The 19,423-nt window shown below is 53.5% G+C and carries 18 protein-coding genes; 11 read left to right on the forward strand and 7 right to left on the reverse strand.

Annotation, left to right across the window (positions count from 1 at the left end):
• Nucleotides 1-31: 31 nt before the first annotated feature.
• Entirely contained in the window at nt 32-1,294 is a 1,263-nt protein-coding gene (locus INT21_RS01805) for an ABC transporter substrate-binding protein (protein WP_193059921.1), read from the forward strand.
• Between the two features lie 76 nt (nt 1,295-1,370).
• Complete coding sequence (locus tag INT21_RS01810) at nt 1,371-2,363, forward strand: LacI family DNA-binding transcriptional regulator (RefSeq protein ID WP_193084773.1); 993 nt, start codon at nt 1,371-1,373, stop codon at nt 2,361-2,363.
• 4 nt (nt 2,364-2,367) lie between these two features.
• Here the strand turns inward: INT21_RS01810 and cdd are convergent, their stop codons facing one another.
• The 7 genes from cdd to INT21_RS01845 form a co-directional block, all read right to left on the reverse strand.
• Nucleotides 2,368-2,775 (reverse strand): cytidine deaminase, encoded by a 408-nt coding sequence (gene cdd / locus INT21_RS01815; RefSeq protein ID WP_083001707.1) that lies wholly within the window; start codon nt 2,773-2,775, stop codon nt 2,368-2,370.
• A gap of 23 nt (nt 2,776-2,798) precedes the next feature.
• Nucleotides 2,799-3,524, reverse strand: coding sequence for a purine-nucleoside phosphorylase (gene deoD, locus INT21_RS01820; protein WP_038482109.1), 726 nt, complete (start codon nt 3,522-3,524; stop codon nt 2,799-2,801).
• Nucleotides 3,525-3,578: 54 nt separating this feature from the next.
• Nucleotides 3,579-4,823, reverse strand: a complete 1,245-nt coding sequence (locus tag INT21_RS01825) for a phosphopentomutase (RefSeq protein WP_193084774.1) — start codon at nt 4,821-4,823, stop codon at nt 3,579-3,581.
• A complete protein-coding gene (gene deoA / locus INT21_RS01830; protein WP_089038874.1) occupies nt 4,823-6,175 on the reverse strand; it encodes a thymidine phosphorylase in 1,353 nt (450 codons plus the stop codon). The genes INT21_RS01825 and deoA overlap by 1 nt, the downstream gene beginning before the upstream one ends.
• Complete coding sequence (gene deoC / locus INT21_RS01835) at nt 6,176-6,994, reverse strand: deoxyribose-phosphate aldolase (RefSeq protein ID WP_193084775.1); 819 nt, start codon at nt 6,992-6,994, stop codon at nt 6,176-6,178.
• Nucleotides 6,995-7,077: 83 nt separating this feature from the next.
• Nucleotides 7,078-8,361, reverse strand: a complete 1,284-nt coding sequence (locus INT21_RS01840; protein WP_089038872.1) for a NupC/NupG family nucleoside CNT transporter — start codon at nt 8,359-8,361, stop codon at nt 7,078-7,080.
• A 33-nt stretch (nt 8,362-8,394) separates the two neighbouring features.
• Nucleotides 8,395-9,237, reverse strand: coding sequence for an outer membrane protein OmpK (locus tag INT21_RS01845; protein WP_089038871.1), 843 nt, complete (start codon nt 9,235-9,237; stop codon nt 8,395-8,397).
• Nucleotides 9,238-9,497: 260 nt separating this feature from the next.
• Here INT21_RS01845 and INT21_RS01850 point away from each other — a divergent pair, with 260 nt between their 5' ends.
• From INT21_RS01850 to INT21_RS01890, 9 genes are all read left to right on the forward strand, one after another.
• The gene (locus tag INT21_RS01850) at nt 9,498-10,265 is read left to right on the forward strand and encodes a DeoR/GlpR family DNA-binding transcription regulator (RefSeq protein ID WP_089038870.1); all 768 of its coding nucleotides are present in this window, start codon (nt 9,498-9,500) and stop codon (nt 10,263-10,265) included.
• A gap of 273 nt (nt 10,266-10,538) precedes the next feature.
• Nucleotides 10,539-11,591, forward strand: a complete 1,053-nt coding sequence (cyoA, locus tag INT21_RS01855; RefSeq protein ID WP_193084776.1) for a ubiquinol oxidase subunit II — start codon at nt 10,539-10,541, stop codon at nt 11,589-11,591.
• A 2-nt stretch (nt 11,592-11,593) separates the two neighbouring features.
• Nucleotides 11,594-13,621, forward strand: coding sequence for a cytochrome o ubiquinol oxidase subunit I (gene cyoB / locus INT21_RS01860; RefSeq protein ID WP_193084777.1), 2,028 nt, complete (start codon nt 11,594-11,596; stop codon nt 13,619-13,621).
• Nucleotides 13,621-14,232 carry a cytochrome o ubiquinol oxidase subunit III gene (cyoC, locus tag INT21_RS01865; protein WP_193084778.1) on the forward strand — a complete coding sequence of 204 codons (612 nt, stop codon included), beginning with the start codon at nt 13,621-13,623 and terminating at the stop codon, nt 14,230-14,232. Before cyoB ends, cyoC begins: the two co-directional genes overlap by 1 nt.
• A 1-nt stretch (nt 14,233) precedes the next feature.
• Nucleotides 14,234-14,563 (forward strand): cytochrome o ubiquinol oxidase subunit IV, encoded by a 330-nt coding sequence (gene cyoD, locus INT21_RS01870; protein WP_089038866.1) that lies wholly within the window; start codon nt 14,234-14,236, stop codon nt 14,561-14,563.
• Entirely contained in the window at nt 14,521-15,444 is a 924-nt protein-coding gene (cyoE, locus tag INT21_RS01875; protein ID WP_038482136.1) for a heme o synthase, read from the forward strand. Before cyoD ends, cyoE begins: the two co-directional genes overlap by 43 nt.
• A 221-nt stretch (nt 15,445-15,665) precedes the next feature.
• A complete protein-coding gene (locus tag INT21_RS01880; RefSeq protein ID WP_193084779.1) occupies nt 15,666-17,447 on the forward strand; it encodes a DUF4153 domain-containing protein in 1,782 nt (593 codons plus the stop codon).
• A 315-nt stretch (nt 17,448-17,762) separates the two neighbouring features.
• Complete coding sequence (locus tag INT21_RS01885; protein WP_193084780.1) at nt 17,763-18,683, forward strand: EamA family transporter; 921 nt, start codon at nt 17,763-17,765, stop codon at nt 18,681-18,683.
• Nucleotides 18,684-18,800: 117 nt separating this feature from the next.
• On the forward strand, nt 18,801-19,310 hold the full coding sequence (locus tag INT21_RS01890) for a porin family protein (RefSeq protein WP_125746163.1): 510 nt from the start codon (nt 18,801-18,803) through the stop codon (nt 19,308-19,310).
• The last annotated feature ends 113 nt before the right edge of the window (nt 19,311-19,423 follow it).

Consider the following 19,423-nt stretch of genomic DNA (forward strand, 5'->3'; position numbering starts at 1 on the left):
CTACCTACCAATAACAATAGAGGTGAATGCTATGCGTCACTACCTGCGCTCGTCAGCGATACTGTTTGCCCTGCTGCCCACAACGCTGCCTGCCATGGCGGCTGAAATTACCATTGCCTGTGGCGATGGTGGGGCGGCAGATTTTTGCCCAACCCTGGCAGAACGGTGGGCCGATGCTAATGGTCACCAAGTGAATATCGTCACCACCCCGGCATCACCCACTGAGAAGTTGTCGCTTTATCAGCAACTATTAGGCAGCCAATCGCAAGATGTGGATGTGCTGATGGTGGATATTGTGTGGCCAGGGCTACTTGCCGACCATTTGGTTGACCTAAATGACTACCTGCCGGAAGGCGCGGCTGACGGCTTTATTCCTTCGCTGATGGATAACAATACCGTGCAGGGCAAGCTGGTGGCGTTGCCGTGGTTTACGGATGCAGGGTTGCTCTATTACCGCCAGGACTTGTTGGACAAGTACGACGCTGAAGTGCCGCAAACCTGGCAGGCGTTGACGGACACTGCGCGACATATCCAGCAATCTGAGCGCGACGCAGGTAATGCGCGCATGCATGGGTTTGTGTTCCAAGGGCGAGCCTATGAAGGGCTGACCACCAATGCATTGGAGTGGATAGCCAGCCACGGTGGCGGCACTTTTGTGGATGCCGGTGGGCAAGTCACCATCAATAACCCCCAAGCAGTAGAGGCCATTGCGCTAGCAGCCTCTTGGGTGGGGGACATCAGTCCTGAGGGCGTGCGCAACTATATGGAAGAAGAAGCTCGCGGGGTGTTCCAATCGGGTAACGCCGTGTTTATGCGTAACTGGCCCTATGCCTGGTCGTTGGGGCAGGCCGATGGTACACCCATTCAAGGCAAGTTTGGCGTCGCGCCGTTACCCCGCGGGCCCGAAGGGCAGTCTGTCGCGACGCTTGGCGGCTGGAACTGGGCGGTTTCACGCTACTCAGAGCATCCTGATATCGCCGCTGACCTAGTGGCTTATCTCGCCGCTGAGGAGCAGCAGAAAGCTCACGCCATTGAGTTTGGTCGAAACCCGACGCGGCCTGTGCTCTATGAAAATGCCGAGGTGCTGGAAGCCCACCCGTTTATTGGCGAACTTTATGCAACCGTTATGAACGGTGTGCCACGTCCTGCAAGCGTTACTGGAGAAGCGTATCCGCGGGTGTCTAACGCCGTGTTCAACCGTGTGCATGACGCCCTATCCGGTGATATTTCCCCCGAACAAGCAATTCAGCAGCTCGATAGCGAGCTTGCCCGCATAGGTAGGCGTGGTTGGTAGCTGGATTTGCCGCAATGCTCAGCGATTTTCGGCACAATTTTTGGCACAATCATAAGCTGAATCGCTGAGGCATGGCATGAAACAGACCAAACAGAGCGCTCAAACGGCGACCATACGCGAAATAGCCCGGCGGGCCGATGTCTCTATTGCTTCGGTCAGCCGGGCACTTAATGGTAAGCCAGGGCTAAGTGACGCGTTGCGGGAAAAAATTCTTACCATCAGCCGCGAAGTGGCGTACCAGCCCAGCGCAGCGGCCAGGCAACTGATTAGTGGCAAGGCCGCAGTGGTAGGAATTTCCCTGGGGCGCCAGGATATCGAGCTGCGTCCTTACTATATTCTGCTTTACCAACACTTAACCGTCGCACTACACCAGCAGGGCATGGTGCCGATCTTTTTCCATCACGATCAGACGGCAGAGCTACCAGAACGGGCGGGCGCGGCTATTCTGCTGGGGGAAACCTCTGAGGATGAGCGTCCCAGCTTGCTAGAAAATGCCGGCGTGCCTTTTGTGCGCATTGGCAACCCAGGGCGAGGTTTTTCGGTCGCACCGAATGATGCCCAAGGGTTTTATGAAATGACGCACCACCTTATCGCTCAGGGACGCCGACAGCTTGCGTTTGTCGGTGGTGAGCTGGAAGTGCCGGGGCCTCATAGCCGTTTAGAGGGTTACCGACGGGCGCTGGATGAAGCCGGACTCGCTGAGCAACTAATTAGCCTGCCACATCGATTCAGCTCAGACTCACTGACCAGTTATCGTTATTTAAATCGCGCGTTGGCACAGATCAAAACTGAGCAAGCGCTGCCGTTTGATGCGCTAGTCTGCGCCACCGACGAACTGGCGCTAGGGTGTATCGCTGCGCTGGAAGACCGGGAAATAGACGTGCCTCGCCAAGTCGCAGTGACCGGTTTTGATGACCTGCCAGCGCTTGCTTCTGGGTTAACCACCATTCGTCAAGATATCGCAGCGATTGCGGCAATGAGTGTGGAGCTGTTGGGCGAAGCGCTAGCAAGCAAAGCGCCCCGGCATGTATCGTTGCCGGTGACGCTCGTCATGCGGGAAACAGCCTGAACACTTAACGCGGTGGCAATTGCTCGGGGCCGAAAGCATCGGGAAGCAGCGTTTCCATGGTATAGGTTTTTAGCACGTCGCCCTGGTGTGAAAGCACCATAATTTGCGTTTCTGGGGTGGCGAATTCACGAATGCGCTGACGGCAGTCGCCACAGGGTGTACACAGGTGCTCGCCTGGTCCCATCACGTACACCTTGGCAAGCTCACGCTGGCCAGCGGTGATCATGGCGGAAATCGCCGAGGCTTCCGCGCACAGCCCTTTGTAGTGCGCCACTTCCACGTTAGCGCCTGCAAACTGCTGGCCATCCGGGCACTCCATTACCGCGGCGACTGGATGATTGGAGTAGGGCGCATAAGCGTTGTCCAAGGTGGTCAGCAGCGTATCAACCAGTGCCTTATCCGCTTGGCTCATGGCGTTATCCTCATAAATGGCTATTAGGCCTTAGCGGCGTCGTCGCGTAGTACTGTGTCTAGCGCAATCGTCATCATGTCATTGAAGGTGGTCTGGCGGTCGGCGCTGGAGAGCGACTCGCCTTTCAGAATATGGTCGGACACCGTACAGATGGTTAGCGCGCGGGCACCAAACTCTGCTGCAACACCGTAAAGGCCTGCTGCTTCCATTTCCACACCCACGATGCCGTAGCGCTTGAGCAGTTCGGCCATATCGGTCTGCGGGTTATAGAACAGGTCTGCTGAGAAGATATTGCCGACTTTTACCGGCACATTCTGCGCCTTGGCGGCAGCAACGGCGTGGCTTGTTAGCTCAAAGTCAGCAATGGCCGAGAAGTCGTGGTCATTAAAGCGCATACGGTTCACTTTGGAATCGGTGCAGGCACCCATGCCAATAACCACGTCACGCACGTTGACGTCGTCGCGCACTGCGCCGCAGGAACCCACACGAATAATCGATTTAACGCCGTAGTCGGTAATCAGCTCTTTGGCATAAATAGACACCGACGGAATGCCCATGCCGTGGCCCATGACCGAAATTTCGCGGCCCTTGTAAGTACCGGTGTAGCCGAACATGCTGCGTACATCGTTCACCTGACGAACATTTTCCAGGTAGGTGTCGGCGATGTACTTGGCGCGCAGCGGGTCGCCGGGCATCAGAACGGTATCCGCGAAATCGCCCATTTCAGCATTGATATGTGGTGTTGCCATAAAACGCTCCTATTGATCGTTTTTTAATCAGATTAATTCGCTCAACGCTGCGGTTCAGGCAGCGTTAGGTAAAAAGCTCTTGCCGTCTTCCATCGCTTCAACGGCGAAGAAGGCGGCTAATGTCTGGCCGATATCGGCAAAGGTGTCGCGCTCGCCTAGCGGGCCGGGGGCAAACCCTGCGCCATGCACCATCACCGGCACATATTCGCGGGTGTGTTCGGTGCCTTCCCAGCTGGGGTCGCAACCGTGGTCGGCGGTGAGCAGCAACAGGTCATCATCGTTGAGTGCGGCAAGCAGTTCCGGCAGACGGGCATCGAAATGCTCAAGCGCGGCGGCGTAGCCCGGCACGTCACGGCGGTGGCCGTAAACCGAATCAAAATCAACAAAGTTGGTCATGATCATGGTTGGGCGGTCGCTGGTTTCTTTCGCGGTGCGGGCTACTTCGGCGAGCGTGGCTTCCATCAGGGCGTCGTGGCCGCTGGCTTTGACCTTATGGGTAATGCCGCAATGCGCGTAAATATCCGCGATCTTGCCAATCGAGACCACTTCGCCGCCCGCGTCGGCCAGTTTCTGCAATACGGTGGGGCTGGGTGGCTCAACGCTGTAGTCACGGCGGTTGCCGGTGCGGGCAAAACTGGCGCTGTCATCACCGTTAAACGGGCGGGCAATCACACGGCCAATGTTGTAGGGCTCGAGAAGCTCGCGCACGGTTTCGCACAGCGCGTAGAGGCGCTCTAAGCCAAAGTGCTCCTCGTGGGCGGCAATCTGAAACACGGAATCTGCCGAGGTATACACAATTGGCTTGCCGGTGGCTATGTGCTCTTCACCCAGACGGGCGATGATCTCGGTGCCCGAAGCGTGGCAGTTGCCAATCACCCCAGTGAGGCCGGCTTCTTGCACGATGGCGTCGAGCAGTTCAAGGGGGAAGCTGTTGGTTTTATCAAGAAAATAACCCCAGTCAAAACGCACTGGTACGCCAGCAATTTCCCAGTGGCCGGAAGGAGTGTCCTTGCCGCTGGAGATCTCTTTGGCGTGGGCGTACGCACCTGTTAATTGAGCTGGCAAGTTAACGCCTTCGGCGACGCTTCCCGTTGCATCGCGGTGGGCGTGGAACAGGCCTAGCGCCGCCATGTTGGGTAGCTTCAAGGGGCCTGAGCGCTCAGCGGTATCGGCATCGCCGCGGGCGCAGGCGGCAGCGATGTGGCCCAGGGTATCAGCACCCTGGTCGCCGAATTTATCAGCATCGGGGGCGCTACCGATCCCAAACGAATCAAGGACTAATACAATCGCACGACGCATTAGGCTTCTCCTCGGAAGGTGTCTTGAAGCAGTGTGTCCGCTGCGGCAGGCTCTTCGCTAAGGGTCATGGCGGCACGCAGCTGAGCAGCGGCACGCTTGGCCGCATCTTCACTGCGGGCGTGAACGATGGCTAACGGACGCTGGCTATCGACGCGGTCGCCAATCTCGACAATATCGCTAAAACCGACGCTGTGATCGACGCTAGCGTCGTTGCGCAGGCGGCCACCGCCTAGCTCGACCACGCTCATACCGACGGCTCGGGTGTCGATGCGCTGTACGATGCCACTCTGCTCAGGGTACACCGGCTGAATAACCGGTGCGGTGGCCAAGTAGCTATCTGAGCGTTCCATAAAGTCGGCGGGACCGCCCAGCTCGCGCACCATGCGGGCGAAGACTTCGGCTGCTGCACCCGACGTGAGTGCTTTTTCCAGCTTAGTTAGGGCTTCTTCACGGTTGTTGACCAGTTTGCCAGCGATCAGCATTTCCACCGCCAGTTCGCGGGTGACCTGCATCACGCGGCTGTTGGCACGCTCGCCGCGCAGTAGGGCCAGGGTCTCGACGATTTCGACCGCGTTGCCAGCGCAAGGGGCCAACGGCTGGCTCATGTCGGTGAGCAGAGCAGTGGTCGGCGTGCCGGCTTGGGTTGCCACGTTGGCGATGCTTTTGGCTAGCTCGCGGGACTTTTCCGGCGTGGGCATAAAGGCGCCGCTGCCAACCTTAACGTCCATCACTAAGGCGTCTAAACCAGAGGCCAGTTTTTTACCCAGAATAGAGGCGGTAATCAGTGGAATGGACTCTACGGTAGCGGTCACATCACGCACGCCGTAAATGCGTTTATCGGCGGGGGCCAGATTGCCGGTTTGGCCGATAATCGCTACACCGGTGGATTTCACCACACTGCTAAAGCGTTCTGGCGCTGGGTAGGGGTCGTAACCGGGGATCGATTCCAGCTTGTCCAGCGTGCCGCCGGTGTGGCCAAGGCCACGGCCGGAAATCATCGGCACAAAGGCGCCGCAAGCGGCAACCCAGGGGCCGAGTACCAACGACACTAGATCACCAACGCCGCCAGTAGAGTGTTTATCGACAATCGGGCCGGGTAGGTTGAGGGAGTCCCACTGCATGACATGGCCAGAGTCGCGGGTCGCCGTGGTCAGGGCGACGACTTCTTCACGGCTCATGCCGTTTAAGAACACCGCCATGGTGAAGGCGCCAATCTGGGCGTCGCTGATGCGATCATCGGCAATGCCCTGTACGAAGGCTTTGATCTCTTCCGCGGGTAGCGGCTGATTATCGCGCTTGAGGCGAATCAGTTCCTGGGGCAGGAGAGCGTGATGAGAAGCGGTAGATGACATTTAGTAGCCTCCGTTAGTAGTGGCGAGCGATGCAGTTTGTGGGGCGCCGCTTAGCGTATTCAATAAATTACCCAGCAGGCTGGAGGCACCAAACCGGAAGTGCTCAGGCGTTACCCACTGCGCGCCCATAATGTTCGTAGCAAGTGCTAGATACTCGGCGGCTTCTTCAGTGGTACGCACGCCACCGGCGGCTTTAAACCCGACATCTTCACCGCTGGCTTTAATCGCGTTAAGCATGATCTCAGCGGCTTCCAGGGTGGCGTTTGTTTCGACTTTGCCTGTCGATGTTTTAATAAAGTCAGCGCCGCCTTCAATGGCCAGTTCACTGGCACGCTTGATAAGCGCGGGATCTTTGAGTTCGCCCGATTCAATGATGACTTTTAAGCGTGCTTGACCAGCGCAGGCGGCTTTACACATTTCGACCAGCTCTAGGCCGATTGCTTCATCGCCTGCCATCAATGCGCGGTAGGGGAAGACCACATCGACTTCATCGGCACCGGAAGCGACAGCGTCGCGGGTTTCACGGGCAGCGCCCATGATGTCGTCACCACCATCTGGGAAGTTGGTAACCGTGGCAATTTTAACGTGGTCATTGAGCTTGTGAGCGGTTAGCGCACGCTGCGCGGTAACTACAAATTGCGGATAAACGCATACCGCTGCTGGGTTGCCAAAGGGTGTTTTAAGTTGCTGGCAGAGCGCTTCAATCGTGCTATCGGTGTCGCTGTCGTTCAGGCTCGTTAGATCCATGAGGGTGAGTGCTTGACGGGCAGCTTGGGTAAGTTGGGCTTGAGTGTGCTGAGAGGAGGCAGTCGCAGTCATGGAGTTCTCGCAAATTAATAAAAGACAAAACGGGCCCTGCGTGAAAACAGCAGCGCCCGTTGCAAAGTGTCGTGCTCGCTGCGTTAAGCCGTGGCGCTACTTAACGCAATAAAGAAGCCTGCAATTGAGGCCGACATTAGGTTAGAGAGTGTACCGGCCAATACGGCCTTCACGCCAAAACGGGCAATCTCTTTACGGCGTGTAGGGGCAATGCTGCCTAAGCCGCCCAGCAAAATGGCAATCGAGGACAGGTTGGCAAAGCCACATAACGCAAAGGAAAGAATCGCCATGGTGTGTGGAGTCATCATTTGACCCGTGGCGGCCACCACCTGTTCCCCATCAATGTAGGGAGCCAAGTTGATAAAGGCGACAAACTCATTCACCACCAGTTTTTGACCGATAAACGAACCCGCCAGGGTGGCTTCTTCCCAAGGGACGCCAAGCAAGAAGGCAAGCGGCGCAAACAGCCAGCCAAGAATCAGTTCAAGGCTGAGTGATTCAAAGCCAAACCAACCGCCAACGCCGCCTAGAATACCGTTAATCAGGGCAATAAGCGCAATAAACGCGAGCAGCATGGCACCGACGTTGGCGGCAAGTTTCATGCCTGACGTAGCGCCCGCCGCGGCTGCATCCAATACGTTGGCGGGTTTGTCTTCCTGCTCTTTAAGCTCTTCTTCTACTTTAGAAACGCTGTCGCTATCGGTCGCGTCTTGAGTTTCAGGCATGATGAGTTTGGCGAACAGGAGGCCGCCAGGTGCCGCCATAAACGAAGCGGCGACCAAGTATTCCATGGGAATGCCCAAGGCGGCGTAGCCCGCCAATACCGAACCAGCCACCGATGCCAGGCCACCGCACATCACTGCAAATAGCTGCGAAGGCGTCATGCGGGCGATAAACGGACGTACCACCAGCGGCGCTTCGGTTTGGCCAACAAAGATATTTGCCGTGGCAGAAAGCGATTCGGTGCGAGAAGTGCCGAGTGCTTTTTGCAGCGCGCCACCTAAAATCCGAATGACCCACTGCATAATGCCTATGTAATAAAGCACTGCAATGAGTGACGAGAAAAAGATAATCACTGGCAGTACTTTTATGGCAAAAACAAAGCCGACGTTATCGACATCGGCTAAGCCGCCAAACAGAAAGCCGATGCCGTCATTGGCATAGACCAATATTTGGCTAACGCCGGACGAAATGGCTTGCAGGACTGCTTGGCCAAAGGGCACATAAAGTACAAATGCACCAATACCCGCCTGGATGGCAAACGCGCCAAGCACGGTGCGCAGCCGAATTGATTTACGGTCGTAAGAGAAGATAAGTGCGATGGTTACCAACGTAACCATGCCTACCAAGCTCATGATGAGAGTCATGTGGGTACCTTCCGAGCGTGTGAAGTGGAGCGATTACAGTAAGTTTAATTTTACTGAGTAAATCATCGCATTTTGGTAAGCGTTCGGGGTACCCAGCTTATTGTCTGAGTAGCGATACTGCACGCCAGTGGTAATTAGCTCAGAAGGATGCCACCACAAGCTAAGCGCGCCGTTGGTGCCTACGCTCCCCGCTTTATCGCCCACATAGTTTTGTTCCAGATACTCGTCGTCACGGCCAAAGGTTTGTTCATGCCAGTTGGTGACGCTGAAGTTCTGGTTGAGCGCTGAGAAGTCATAACCTGCTACCCAACCCGCCATAAAGCCGTTCATGCCAGTGTAGCCGTCGCTCTGCACACGTGCTGCGCCAATAAACGGTTTAAACCATAGGCCGTTGTCGAACGTCGTGCGGTAGCCGAGGCCGAGAATTTGATCCTGCTCGCGAGCGTTGAAACCATAATCGCGGAAGTCGTACAGGTGCGCGTAGATCGATAGCGGGCTGTCGCCTAAATAAATATGCGAAGTGATTTTGCCTGCGGTACGAAAGTTGTCTTTACCACCGCTGGATTCGTCAAACTGGTCGTTGGTTGGGTTCTCGAAATCGAAGAAACCGTAGAATTCGCCCCAGCTGTAACCTACGCCGCCTTCGATTTCGACAAACGTGAAGTCGCTTTTTGCTGCGTTACTAGCGGTACGCGCTTCAGTACCGTTAGACCAATCCAAGTAGTTCACCGAAACGTTGGCAAACGACCAAAGGGGCGTCGTTGGTGACGCGGGGGTGTCGTTGGCTAACGCTGGCGTTACCAGCGCAGAGCTAGCCAGTAAAACGCCAGCGCCAAGCGTGACGAAAGAAGAGCGAGAAGGGTTTTGAGCAGTCATGGAAGCCTCAACAGGGTTGTTATGAGTCGTGTGGGCTGGCGTTGATGTTAAAATTATAACATTGAGTGTTATTTTTTTAACGTTGATTTGCAAGTATTGCCCCATCAACGCTTTGTATATGTGATATGACTCTCAAATAGTCGAAGAGCAGCGTCTGACAGTGGAAATATAATGAGGGCTGGCTCAGCATAGGCCTTGGATACCCACTAACCGCTGATAACAAATAACGCCTGAACTTGGGATTAAAGGAGAGGTTTGCCATGAATGACCGAAGCGCTCAGCGTTTGGCAATGTTGCAAGAAGCGCTTGCCAGCGGGGGGACATTGCATCTGCGCGATGCTGCTGAGCTGTGCGGTGTTTCTGAAATGACGATCCGTCGGGACGTTACTACGCAGCCTTCGGCGATTAGCTTGTTGGGCGGTCGCTTGGTCATGGCAAACTATCCTGGCGTAACGCCGGTGTATGACTTGACTGAGCAACAGGCGAGCCATTATCAGATTAAGCACCGCCTCTGTCAGCGAGTTGCCAGCTTTATCGAAGATGGCGATACGCTATTCATTGACTGTGGTTCAACACTGATTCCTTTGCTTAGTCAGTTAAGCCATTTCCGCGAGCTCACTGTGGTGACGTATGCCCTTAACGTGGCTAACTCAGTGGCCGCGCTGCCTAATGTGCGGTTAGTGCTGCTAGGGGGACTGTTTTATGCCTCATCACAATCGTTTGGTAGTGATGGTATGCGTGCTGCGATTGAGCGTTTAGGCATTAATAAAGCACTGATCTCTGCCGCAGGAGTGGACTGCGAACGTGGGGTTAGTTGTTTCCATTTTCATGAAGTGGCGCCAAAACAGGCTGCCATAGCGACGGCTATGCAGCGCCTGTTGATTGTTGATGCCAGCAAATTTGGTTTAGTGCGCCCAGCCTATTTTGCCGCGTTATCCGATTTCGATATTGTCGTGACCGACGATGAGCATGCACCGAAAGTACAAGATTGCCTTCCTCATGCATCACCCAGCGTGACAGTCGCTTAACATATTTTTAAGTATACAGGGTGCGGCAAAGCGCCTCTTTCTGATTGATCCAGATCAATAGAAAATACTTTAGTCTTAGTTTATGCGCGCGTGGCGTGTATTGGCTATGACTCGCTACCAATCCCTTCGGTAGCGCATATTTTTCCCGGAGCAACGCATACGTACTCACTGTTCTGGGAAAAGTATGGGGTGTTAGTTAGCGGGCTATTTAGCTAGCTATTCAGCTGGTCAAATAGTGCGCTGTTTTGGACAACTCTCTGACGAGATCACACCATGCAACGACATACCCTCTGGCGCAGGCGAGGCACATTCGTGCTCGTCATGTTGTGCCTGTTGTTAACGGGCTGCAGTTCTGCATTGTTGGATCCCAAAGGGCAGATTGGCGTTGAGCAACGCTCGCTAATACTGACCTCATTTGGGCTGATGCTAATTGTAGTGATTCCGGTGATAGTGATGACGCTGCTGTTTGGTTGGCGTTATCGGCGCAGCAATCGCAATGTTGCTAAATACCTACCCGACTGGGCGCACTCTAATGCGATTGAAGTCGCGGTATGGACAGTGCCCTGTTTAATCATCGCTGTCTTAGCGTTTCTTACCTGGAAAACCTCCCATAGTTTAGATCCCCATAAGCCCATCGAAAGCGATACCGCCGCAATGGAAATCCAAGTGGTAGCGCTGGACTGGAAATGGCTGTTCATCTACCCCGAACAAGGCATTGCCAGTGTCAACGAGCTTGCCTTTCCTGTGGATACGCCGGTGCGTTTTCGAGTCAGTTCTGGCTCGGTGATGAATGCGTTCTTTATTCCGCGCTTAGGCAGCCAAATTTATGCCATGGCGGGTATGGATAACGATGTTCATCTCATTGCAGACGACGTCGGCGTTTATCCAGGCCGTTCCACTAATTACAGCGGTGCTGGCTTCTCAGGAATGACCTTCGATGCTCACGTTACCACCCCTGAAGAATTTGAGGCGTGGGTTGAAAACGTGCGGGCTTCCAATGAAACCCTGACCTATCCCGACCGTTATAGCGATTTAGCCAAACCGAGTGAATACCACCCGGTCGAGTACTTCTCTGAGATTTCTCCGGCGCTCTATACGTCGATTCTGACCAGCTTTCATACCGGCGGCAGTGGGCACGGCGGTCATGGCGACCATGTTAACCACGAAGCCGTCAGTGATGTTGACGATAGCCACGGCGAGTCTGGCGAGCTAGAAAGCGCAGGCGCTACCCATCATCAGGCCGCGTTTGGCCACGTTACCAATCAGCATGCTAGTGAGGATCACGCGATGAGCGGCCATCCCACAAGCGTTGAAGCGGGGGGTTAAGCATGTTTGGAAAACTGACGTTAGAGTCGATTCCGTATCACGAACCGATCATTATGATCGTTGCCGCCATGATGGCGATTGGCGGTGCTGCGCTTATCGGCGCATTAACTTATTACCGAAAGTGGGGCTGGCTGTGGAACGAGTGGTTTACCTCCGTTGACCACAAAAAGCTCGGTATTATGTATTTTGTGGTTGCCTTGGTGATGCTGCTACGCGGCTTTGCCGATGCCATTATGATGCGTACCCAGTTGGCTATGGCTGCTGGTGGGGCCGCGGGTTACCTCCCTCCTGAACACTATGATCAGATCTTTACCGCCCATGGCGTGATTATGATCTTTTTCGTTGCGATGCCTATGGTCATCGGCTTGATGAATCTGGTGGTGCCACTGCAAATTGGCGCACGCGACGTTGCTTTTCCTTTCTTGAATAACCTGAGCTTTTGGCTGTTCGCGGTGTCCGCGATTCTGGTTAATATTTCCCTAGTAGTAGGAGAGTTCGCCAAAACGGGTTGGCTCGCTTACGCGCCGCTTTCGGGGATAGAGTTTAGCCCTGGTGTGGGGGTCGATTATTGGATATGGGCGTTACAAATATCCGGCATAGGTACGACGCTCACCGGGATTAATTTCTTTGTCACGATCCTGAAAATGCGCACTAAAGGCATGACTATGTTCCGCATGCCTATTTTTACCTGGACATCGCTTTGTGCCAACGTCCTGATTATTGCCTCTTTCCCGATTCTTACCGCGACGATCGCGCTGTTAACTCTAGACCGCTACTTCGGCATGCACTTCTTCACCAATGATTTTGGCGGCAACATGATGATGTACGTCAACCTCATCTGGGCTTGGGGCCATCCGGAAGTGTACATCCTGATCCTGCCAGCCTTTGGCGTGTTCTCTGAAGTGATCGCGACCTTCGCGCGTAAACGTTTGTTTGGTTACACCACCATGGTATGGGCCACAGTGGCGATCACGCTGCTGTCGTTTATTGTCTGGTTGCACCACTTCTTCACCATGGGGGCTGGCGCTAACGTCAACGCCTTCTTCGGCATCATGACGATGATTATTGCCATTCCTACCGGGGTGAAAGTATTCAACTGGCTGTTCACTATCTTCCGCGGCAGCCTGGAACTGACCTCGCCGGTGCTATGGACCTTAGGCTTTATTATTACTTTCACCTTAGGCGGTATGACTGGCGTGATGCTGGCGCTACCCGCTGCCAACTTTGTACTGCATAACAGCCTGTTCGTGATTGCCCACTTCCACAACGTAATTATTGGTGGCGTGGTGTTTGGCATGATGGCGGGCTTAACGTACTGGTTCCCCAAAGCATTCGGTTTCACGCTTAGCGAGAAGTGGGGCAAGCGTTCATTCTGGTGTTGGTTTATTGGCTTCTATGTCGCCTTTATGCCGCTCTATGTGTTGAGCTTCTTTGGCGCGGTGCGCCGCATGCAGTCCTACGCCAACCCTGAATGGCAGTCGTGGATGATCCTGGCTTGGGTAGGTGCTGTCATCATCATGATGGGCATTGCCTGCACCATTATTCAGTTCTGGGTGAGCATTCGTGATCGCAAGCTGAATGCCGATGTGACTGGCGACCCATGGGATGGCCGTACATTGGAGTGGTCAACGTCATCACCAGCACCGTTCTACAACTTTGCCCGTTTGCCTGAAGTTGGCGATATCGACAGTTTCTGGTCGCAAAAACAGCGTAGCAACGAGCAGTTGGATGAAGCACCTTATACCGATATCCACATGCCTCGTAATACCGTGGCAGGGCCGGTCATTAGTTTGTTTGCCCTGGTACTTGGTTTTGCACTGGTATGGCATATCTGGTGGTTAGCCGCGGTGGGTGCGCTTGGTGTAGTCATCAGCTTCTTAGCGCGTGTTTTCAACGATGATATCGACTACTACGTGCCTGCCGCAGAAGTGGCGCGGATTGAGCGTGAGCACCAGCAGCGCAAAACCACCCCGACCGCCAGTGACTCAACTGAGAGTAAGCAGACAAACTATGCGGAGGCGCGAGCGTAATGGCTACCGATACCCTACACCATGGCGCAACGTCTGAGCCCCATGAGCACCATGATGCCAGCGGCACCAAATTATTCGGCTTTTGGGTCTATCTAATGAGCGATCTGGTGATCTTCGGGTCACTGTTTGCTACCTACGCTGTGCTCATGAAGGGCACGGCGGGCGGCCCGACGGCGGCAGATATTTTCGAGCTGCCTTTCGTGCTCGTCGAAACTTTCTTACTGCTGTTTAGTAGCTTTACTTTCGGCATAGGCGTGTTGGCCATGAATGCTGAGCGCATTGGCCAGGTAAAGGCGTGGTTAGCGATAACCTTCCTGCTGGGCGCGGCGTTTGTTGGCATGGAAGTTTATGAGTTCCAGCATTTGATTCATCAAGGGTATGGGCCCGATCAGAGTGCGTTTCTCTCGTCATTCTTCACCCTGGTGGGTACTCACGGGCTGCACGTGACTGTTGGTTTGGTATGGATTCTCGTCATGTTGGTGCAGCTTTCTACCAAAGGGCTAACACCGATGACTCGTCCCAGAATTCTGTGCCTAAGCCTATTCTGGCACTTTCTGGATATCGTCTGGATCTGTGTTTTCTCGTTTGTTTATTTAATGGGAGTGCTGTGAGATGAGCCATTCTTCATCTAATTCAACTTCTTCCCATGGCAGCGTTAAATCGTATGTGACTGGGCTTCTGCTATCTTTAGTGCTAACCGTGATTCCATTCGCGGTCGTGATGAGCGGTGCGCTAGGCACCGTCACGACGGTGGTCGTTATCGCAGTAACAGCCGTGCTGCAGATTTTGGTTCAGCTGGTCATGTTTATGCATATGAACACCAACGCCGACGAAGGGTGGAACGTGATGTCTTTCGTTTTCACGCTGACGATACTTGTCTTGGTGGTAGGGGGCTCTTTATGGATCATGCAGCATCTGCATCTCAACATGATGATCGGTTAACGGTGGTGCCTAGCCGTTGGCGTGACCTGCTCGCGCTAACAAAGCCAGGCATTATTGGCGGCAATCTCATTGCGACCTTAGGCGGTTATTTTTTAGCCGCCCACGGTACCTTTGATTGGGTCACGTTTAGTACGGTCATGTTGGGTATTGCACTGGTCATTGCGTCTGGCTGCGCCTGTAATAACGTTATTGACCGTGATATTGATGCTTTGATGGCGCGTACGCGCCATCGCCCTCTGGCCAAAGGACGTATCTCTATTACTCAGGCATTAGGCGTTTCGGCGCTGCTTGGGGTAGCGGGCGTGGTGTGTTTGGCGCTGGGCACCAACGGCTTAACCGTGGCATTAGCGGTGATCGGCTGGGGCGTTTACGTTGGGGTGTACAGCCTCTACATGAAGCGGCACTCTGAATACGGCACGTTGGTGGGCAGCCTTTCTGGGGCGATGCCGCCGGTTGTTGGTTATTGTGCGGTGACGGGGCAGTTTGATAGCGGTGCTTTCATGCTGCTGGTCATCTTCTGCCTTTGGCAGATGCCGCATTCGTATGCCATTGCGATTTTTCGCTATGCGGATTATCGCCGGGCATCGATTCCGGTGCTGCCGGTGGTGCATGGTATCAAACGGGCAAAACACCACATTCTGGGCTACATCGTCGCGTTTATTCCTGCGTCGCTCGCCTTGGTGCTAGCCAGTCAAGCGGGTACGGGCTACCTCTGTGTTGCATTAGCAATGGGAGGCTACTGGCTGTACTTAGCGCTGTGTGGTTTTCGACTGGGTGATGACGTGCGCTGGGCCAAAAAGGTGTTCGGTGTATCGATTCTGACGATTACCGCAATGAGCTTAGTGATGGTGTTGGAAGCCATGGTGCCTATGTGGGCCTGACAGGTAATTCTTACACACGTTAATTCGCTAAATAAAATAGCCCCAGGCAGTGCCTGGGGCTATTTTTCTATGTGGAGTCACGGTCAGTAATGACTTAAGACGTGGTGCAATTGTTAATTGATATTGGCCACCCATGAATAACGTCTACCTGCGATTATTGGTATTCTGAGCCGACTAATGACGTGATATCACGTTCGCCACCTGCCCCTCAGAGAATTATCATGGATGATAACCGTCTAAGCGCCTTGGATCGTAGCACCAGCATTGGGTTGATTCTTATTGCCCTGTTTCAGGGGGTTGCACTCTACGCGTTGCATCTGGCTGTTGAACATACACACTGGCTAGCCACTGACCAACGCTGGCTAAGCGCACTTTATTCCATCACTATCGTGGTACCTGCCTTTTACCTGATTAGCATGGTGCGACTGCGGGATCGTATCAATTTAATACCGCTGTTGTTGACGCCTCTGCTGTTTTGGATGGGGTGGCACCTTGGTTGGGCAACCTCTGTGCCGGAAGCGCCTTACCGGAATACATCACCCCTTATGGCTTCCTTTAGCATGACTGTGGGGGTGGCTATGCTCATCCTTGCTCTGTTCTTTCGAAGCAGTGCTTCCAGTGGCACATGGCCAAAAGCCTATCAACCATTGCTGAATTACTCATGGGAATTCGCCCTGACAATTGCCCAGGTCAGTCTGTTTATAGGGGTTTTTTGGGTAATTTTGGGGCTATGGGGAGCGCTTTTTGCTGCCATCGGCATAGACTTTTTTGAACGGGTTTTCTATAAACCGGTGTTTGTCTATCCGGTTACCTGGTTGATGCTCGGTATCGCCGTGGTGATGATTCGCAACCGGTTCCGCTTTCTTGCCAGCGTAAGGCTGATGTGTGAAGCGCTTATCAAGACACTTTTGCCGTTAGTTGCCCTGGTCATCCTGCTATTCTTCGCCGTGCTGATGTGGACAGGGTTAGAACCCATATGGGATACAGGCAAGGCAGCGCAAATCCTTATGGCGCTGATGTTAACCTTGCTACTGTTCTTTAACGCTGTATTCCATCAAACCCATAGCAATCCTCCTTACCCTGGTTGGCTACGCAATACGGTTTTGGTGGCGGTCGTACTCCTGCCAATTGGCAGCCTATTGGCGGCTTGGGCACTATGGCTACGTATCGACCAGTATGGGCTCAGTTTGGACCGGTTATGGGCTGGGCTGCTGCAAGCATTGGTGGCGACTTTTACCTTCAGTTACAGCGTGATAATACTTTGGCGCCGAAAAGCAGCGTTACCCGGTATTCACCGCGTCAATAGGTGGCTGGCCCTTCTGGTGGCCAGTGTGCTGATACTGGTTAATACGCCACTGGCTGACATGAGCCACTGGTCTGCCCAGCATCAGGTAAAGCGATTATTGGATGGGCACACAGCAGTGGAAGATTTTGATTTCGACTATGTGCTCTATCGACTTGGGCGGCCCGGCAAGCTAGCTCTGCAAGAGCTGGCCGAGAGCGAGTTTGCCCAGACGCATCCTGAGCTGAAACGTCGTGTCGAGTTTCACATAAAGCAAGCTCAATCCGGTAACACCGAGTCTCTGTTGGATACTAATGATCTAGCCCAACAGTTTCGTATAAGGCCTGAGACGGCTACGATGCCCGAGTCTTTACTGGTGCTGCTGGCTAAACAGGATTTGATGTGCTTGAACCAGCCGGACCCTTGCATAGCGGTTCGTATTGACGATGACCCGAGTATCCAGTGGCTGATTTACGACCAATACACCTTTCAAGCGAAGGCCTACGCCGAGCGCAATCAGGCCTGGCATTGGGTAGGTGATTTAGTTTCGTTGGGTAGCGAGCAGAAACATCATGCCGAAGAGTGTCTACATAGCTACTCGTATAGCAAATTACAGCGTATACCTGAATCTTTGAATATCTATCGAACCGGCTCCTGTTTACACTTTTTACGGCCCTCTCTTGAGTTTGTCAGGCAGCAATTATCAACCGCTGAGAACTAGCTTGATGTGAAGGGGGGGATAGCGCCGACCGGGTAGCTTGGGAAATAGGTTATTAACTTCCTCCCGTTTCGGCATCATGGTTCCCGGTCCCTGAGGGGCACTATCAATCAATGCATCGTTGATAGAAGAGCCACGGTTAATGACCAGCATCGGTGTGTTTATGACAACCTTTGTAAAGTAGTTAGCGTAAAAGAGGCTTAGACCTTGGTATAATATGCTGCACTGCAATGATATTGGCGCGGTATTTCGTTAGCCTTCGTCATAGAATGTCGTCATCCTACTGTTAATCTACTTATCGTGAGCCGCTTTGTTGCTATGCCTTCTACCTCATTACCAACGCTACTGCCTCGCCACCTAGCCATTTTTCTGATGATGTCGGTGGCTACTATGTTTGCAGCCAACCACGTTTCCGCGCGGCTAGCGTTTGATAATGGTGCTGGATTACTTCTTGCGGTATTGATGCGCTCAGGCGTAGCGTGTTTGATTTTACTGACGCTGGTCGTGGTTCAAAAAAAGCGGCTGTGGCTACCGCCCGGCACATGGCCATGGCAGCTGGCAGTAGGGCTTCTGATTGCTATTCAAAGTGTTAGCCTTTATTCAGCGGTTGCACGTTTGCCGGTGGTCATTGCGTTGTTACTGGTTAATACCTTTCCTATTCAATTAGCGCTGTTAAGTTGGGCGTTAGGCGGTCCTCGGCCTTCGCTACGTAGTTGCCTGATTATGGGCACTATTTTGATTGGGCTGCTCGTGGTACTCGATATACCGAGCTGGTTTGGAGATGCCAATGCCATGGGGTCTGAGTGGTTGGTTGGTATAGGATTTGGGTTAAGTGCCGCTTTCGCGTTTGCTTGCGCGCTTTGGGTTACTGAGCATCGCTTGTCAGGGGTTGGCAGCACCTTACGTAGCCTTCTGACCATGCAAACGGTGTTTATTGCCATGATCGTTGGTGGGTTACTGGGTGCAGTTCCTGGGGGAATGAGCTTGCCAGATAACAGCGCAGGCTGGACAGGACTAGCTTTGTTAGCCTTGCTATACGGCAGTGCTTTTTCCCTATTGTTTATTTTTGTGCCACGCCTGGACATGGCGCGCAATGCACCAGTTATGAACTTCGAGCCAGTAGCGTCGTTACTGCTTGGCTATATTGTGCTAGGTCAGATGTTAACCCCTAGCCAGTTGGTTGGCGGGGCAGTGGTGGTTGGTGGCATTGTTGTGCTCAGTCTTTCCAAAGGTAGGTAAGTAGGAGGGGAAAAAGGAAACTGTGTGCAAGTTGAGCTGGCAGATTGCGTTCTCCTAAAGTATAAGCCAAAATTAAAAAGTGTAAGGAAACGCTGTTTTTTAACTGAGGTTTAACTTATGAAGATGACCGTATTATCACTCACCTCTGCCGCTCTTTTAGTTGGTGCGGGTACGTTCGCGGCATCGGCTCAAGCGCAACAATCCTTTCAGTACCCACAAGGATATGTGGGCGGCGATGCCATGTTTTGGAGCCTGAACCCAGAAAGAGGTTCTTCACGCGATGACGTTGGTTTGCGTCTCCGCGGTGGGGCACAGTTCAATGACTATTTCGCCTTAGAAGGCCATTTGGGGACAGGTGGTTCAGATGGTGGTGCCGAGCTAAATCACGTTGCGGGTGCTTATGCGAAAGGTATCGTACCCATTGCTCCGGAAGTGCGTTTGTATGGTTTAGCGGGCTTCACAGAGGTTGATATTAATAACGACCGTGAAACCGGTTTCTCCTACGGTGCCGGTGCAGAAATGGATATCAGTTCCAATGTATCGGTAGGCGCTGACTACATGCGCTACCTAGATAAATCTGCCTATGATTTTGATGCTGCCAGTGTAGGCCTAAAGTACCGGTTTTAAGGCAATTGCCTAATACTTGATTAACCTACCGAAGAAACAAGGCCCTATTGCTAAGCCAAGCGATAGGGCTTTTTTGTGGTGCGCCAGGCATGGCGCGCAGCGCCTTAACAGGC

The sequence above is a fragment of the Halomonas sp. 3F2F genome, from assembly GCF_014897805.1.
Lineage (GTDB): Bacteria > Pseudomonadota > Gammaproteobacteria > Pseudomonadales > Halomonadaceae > Vreelandella.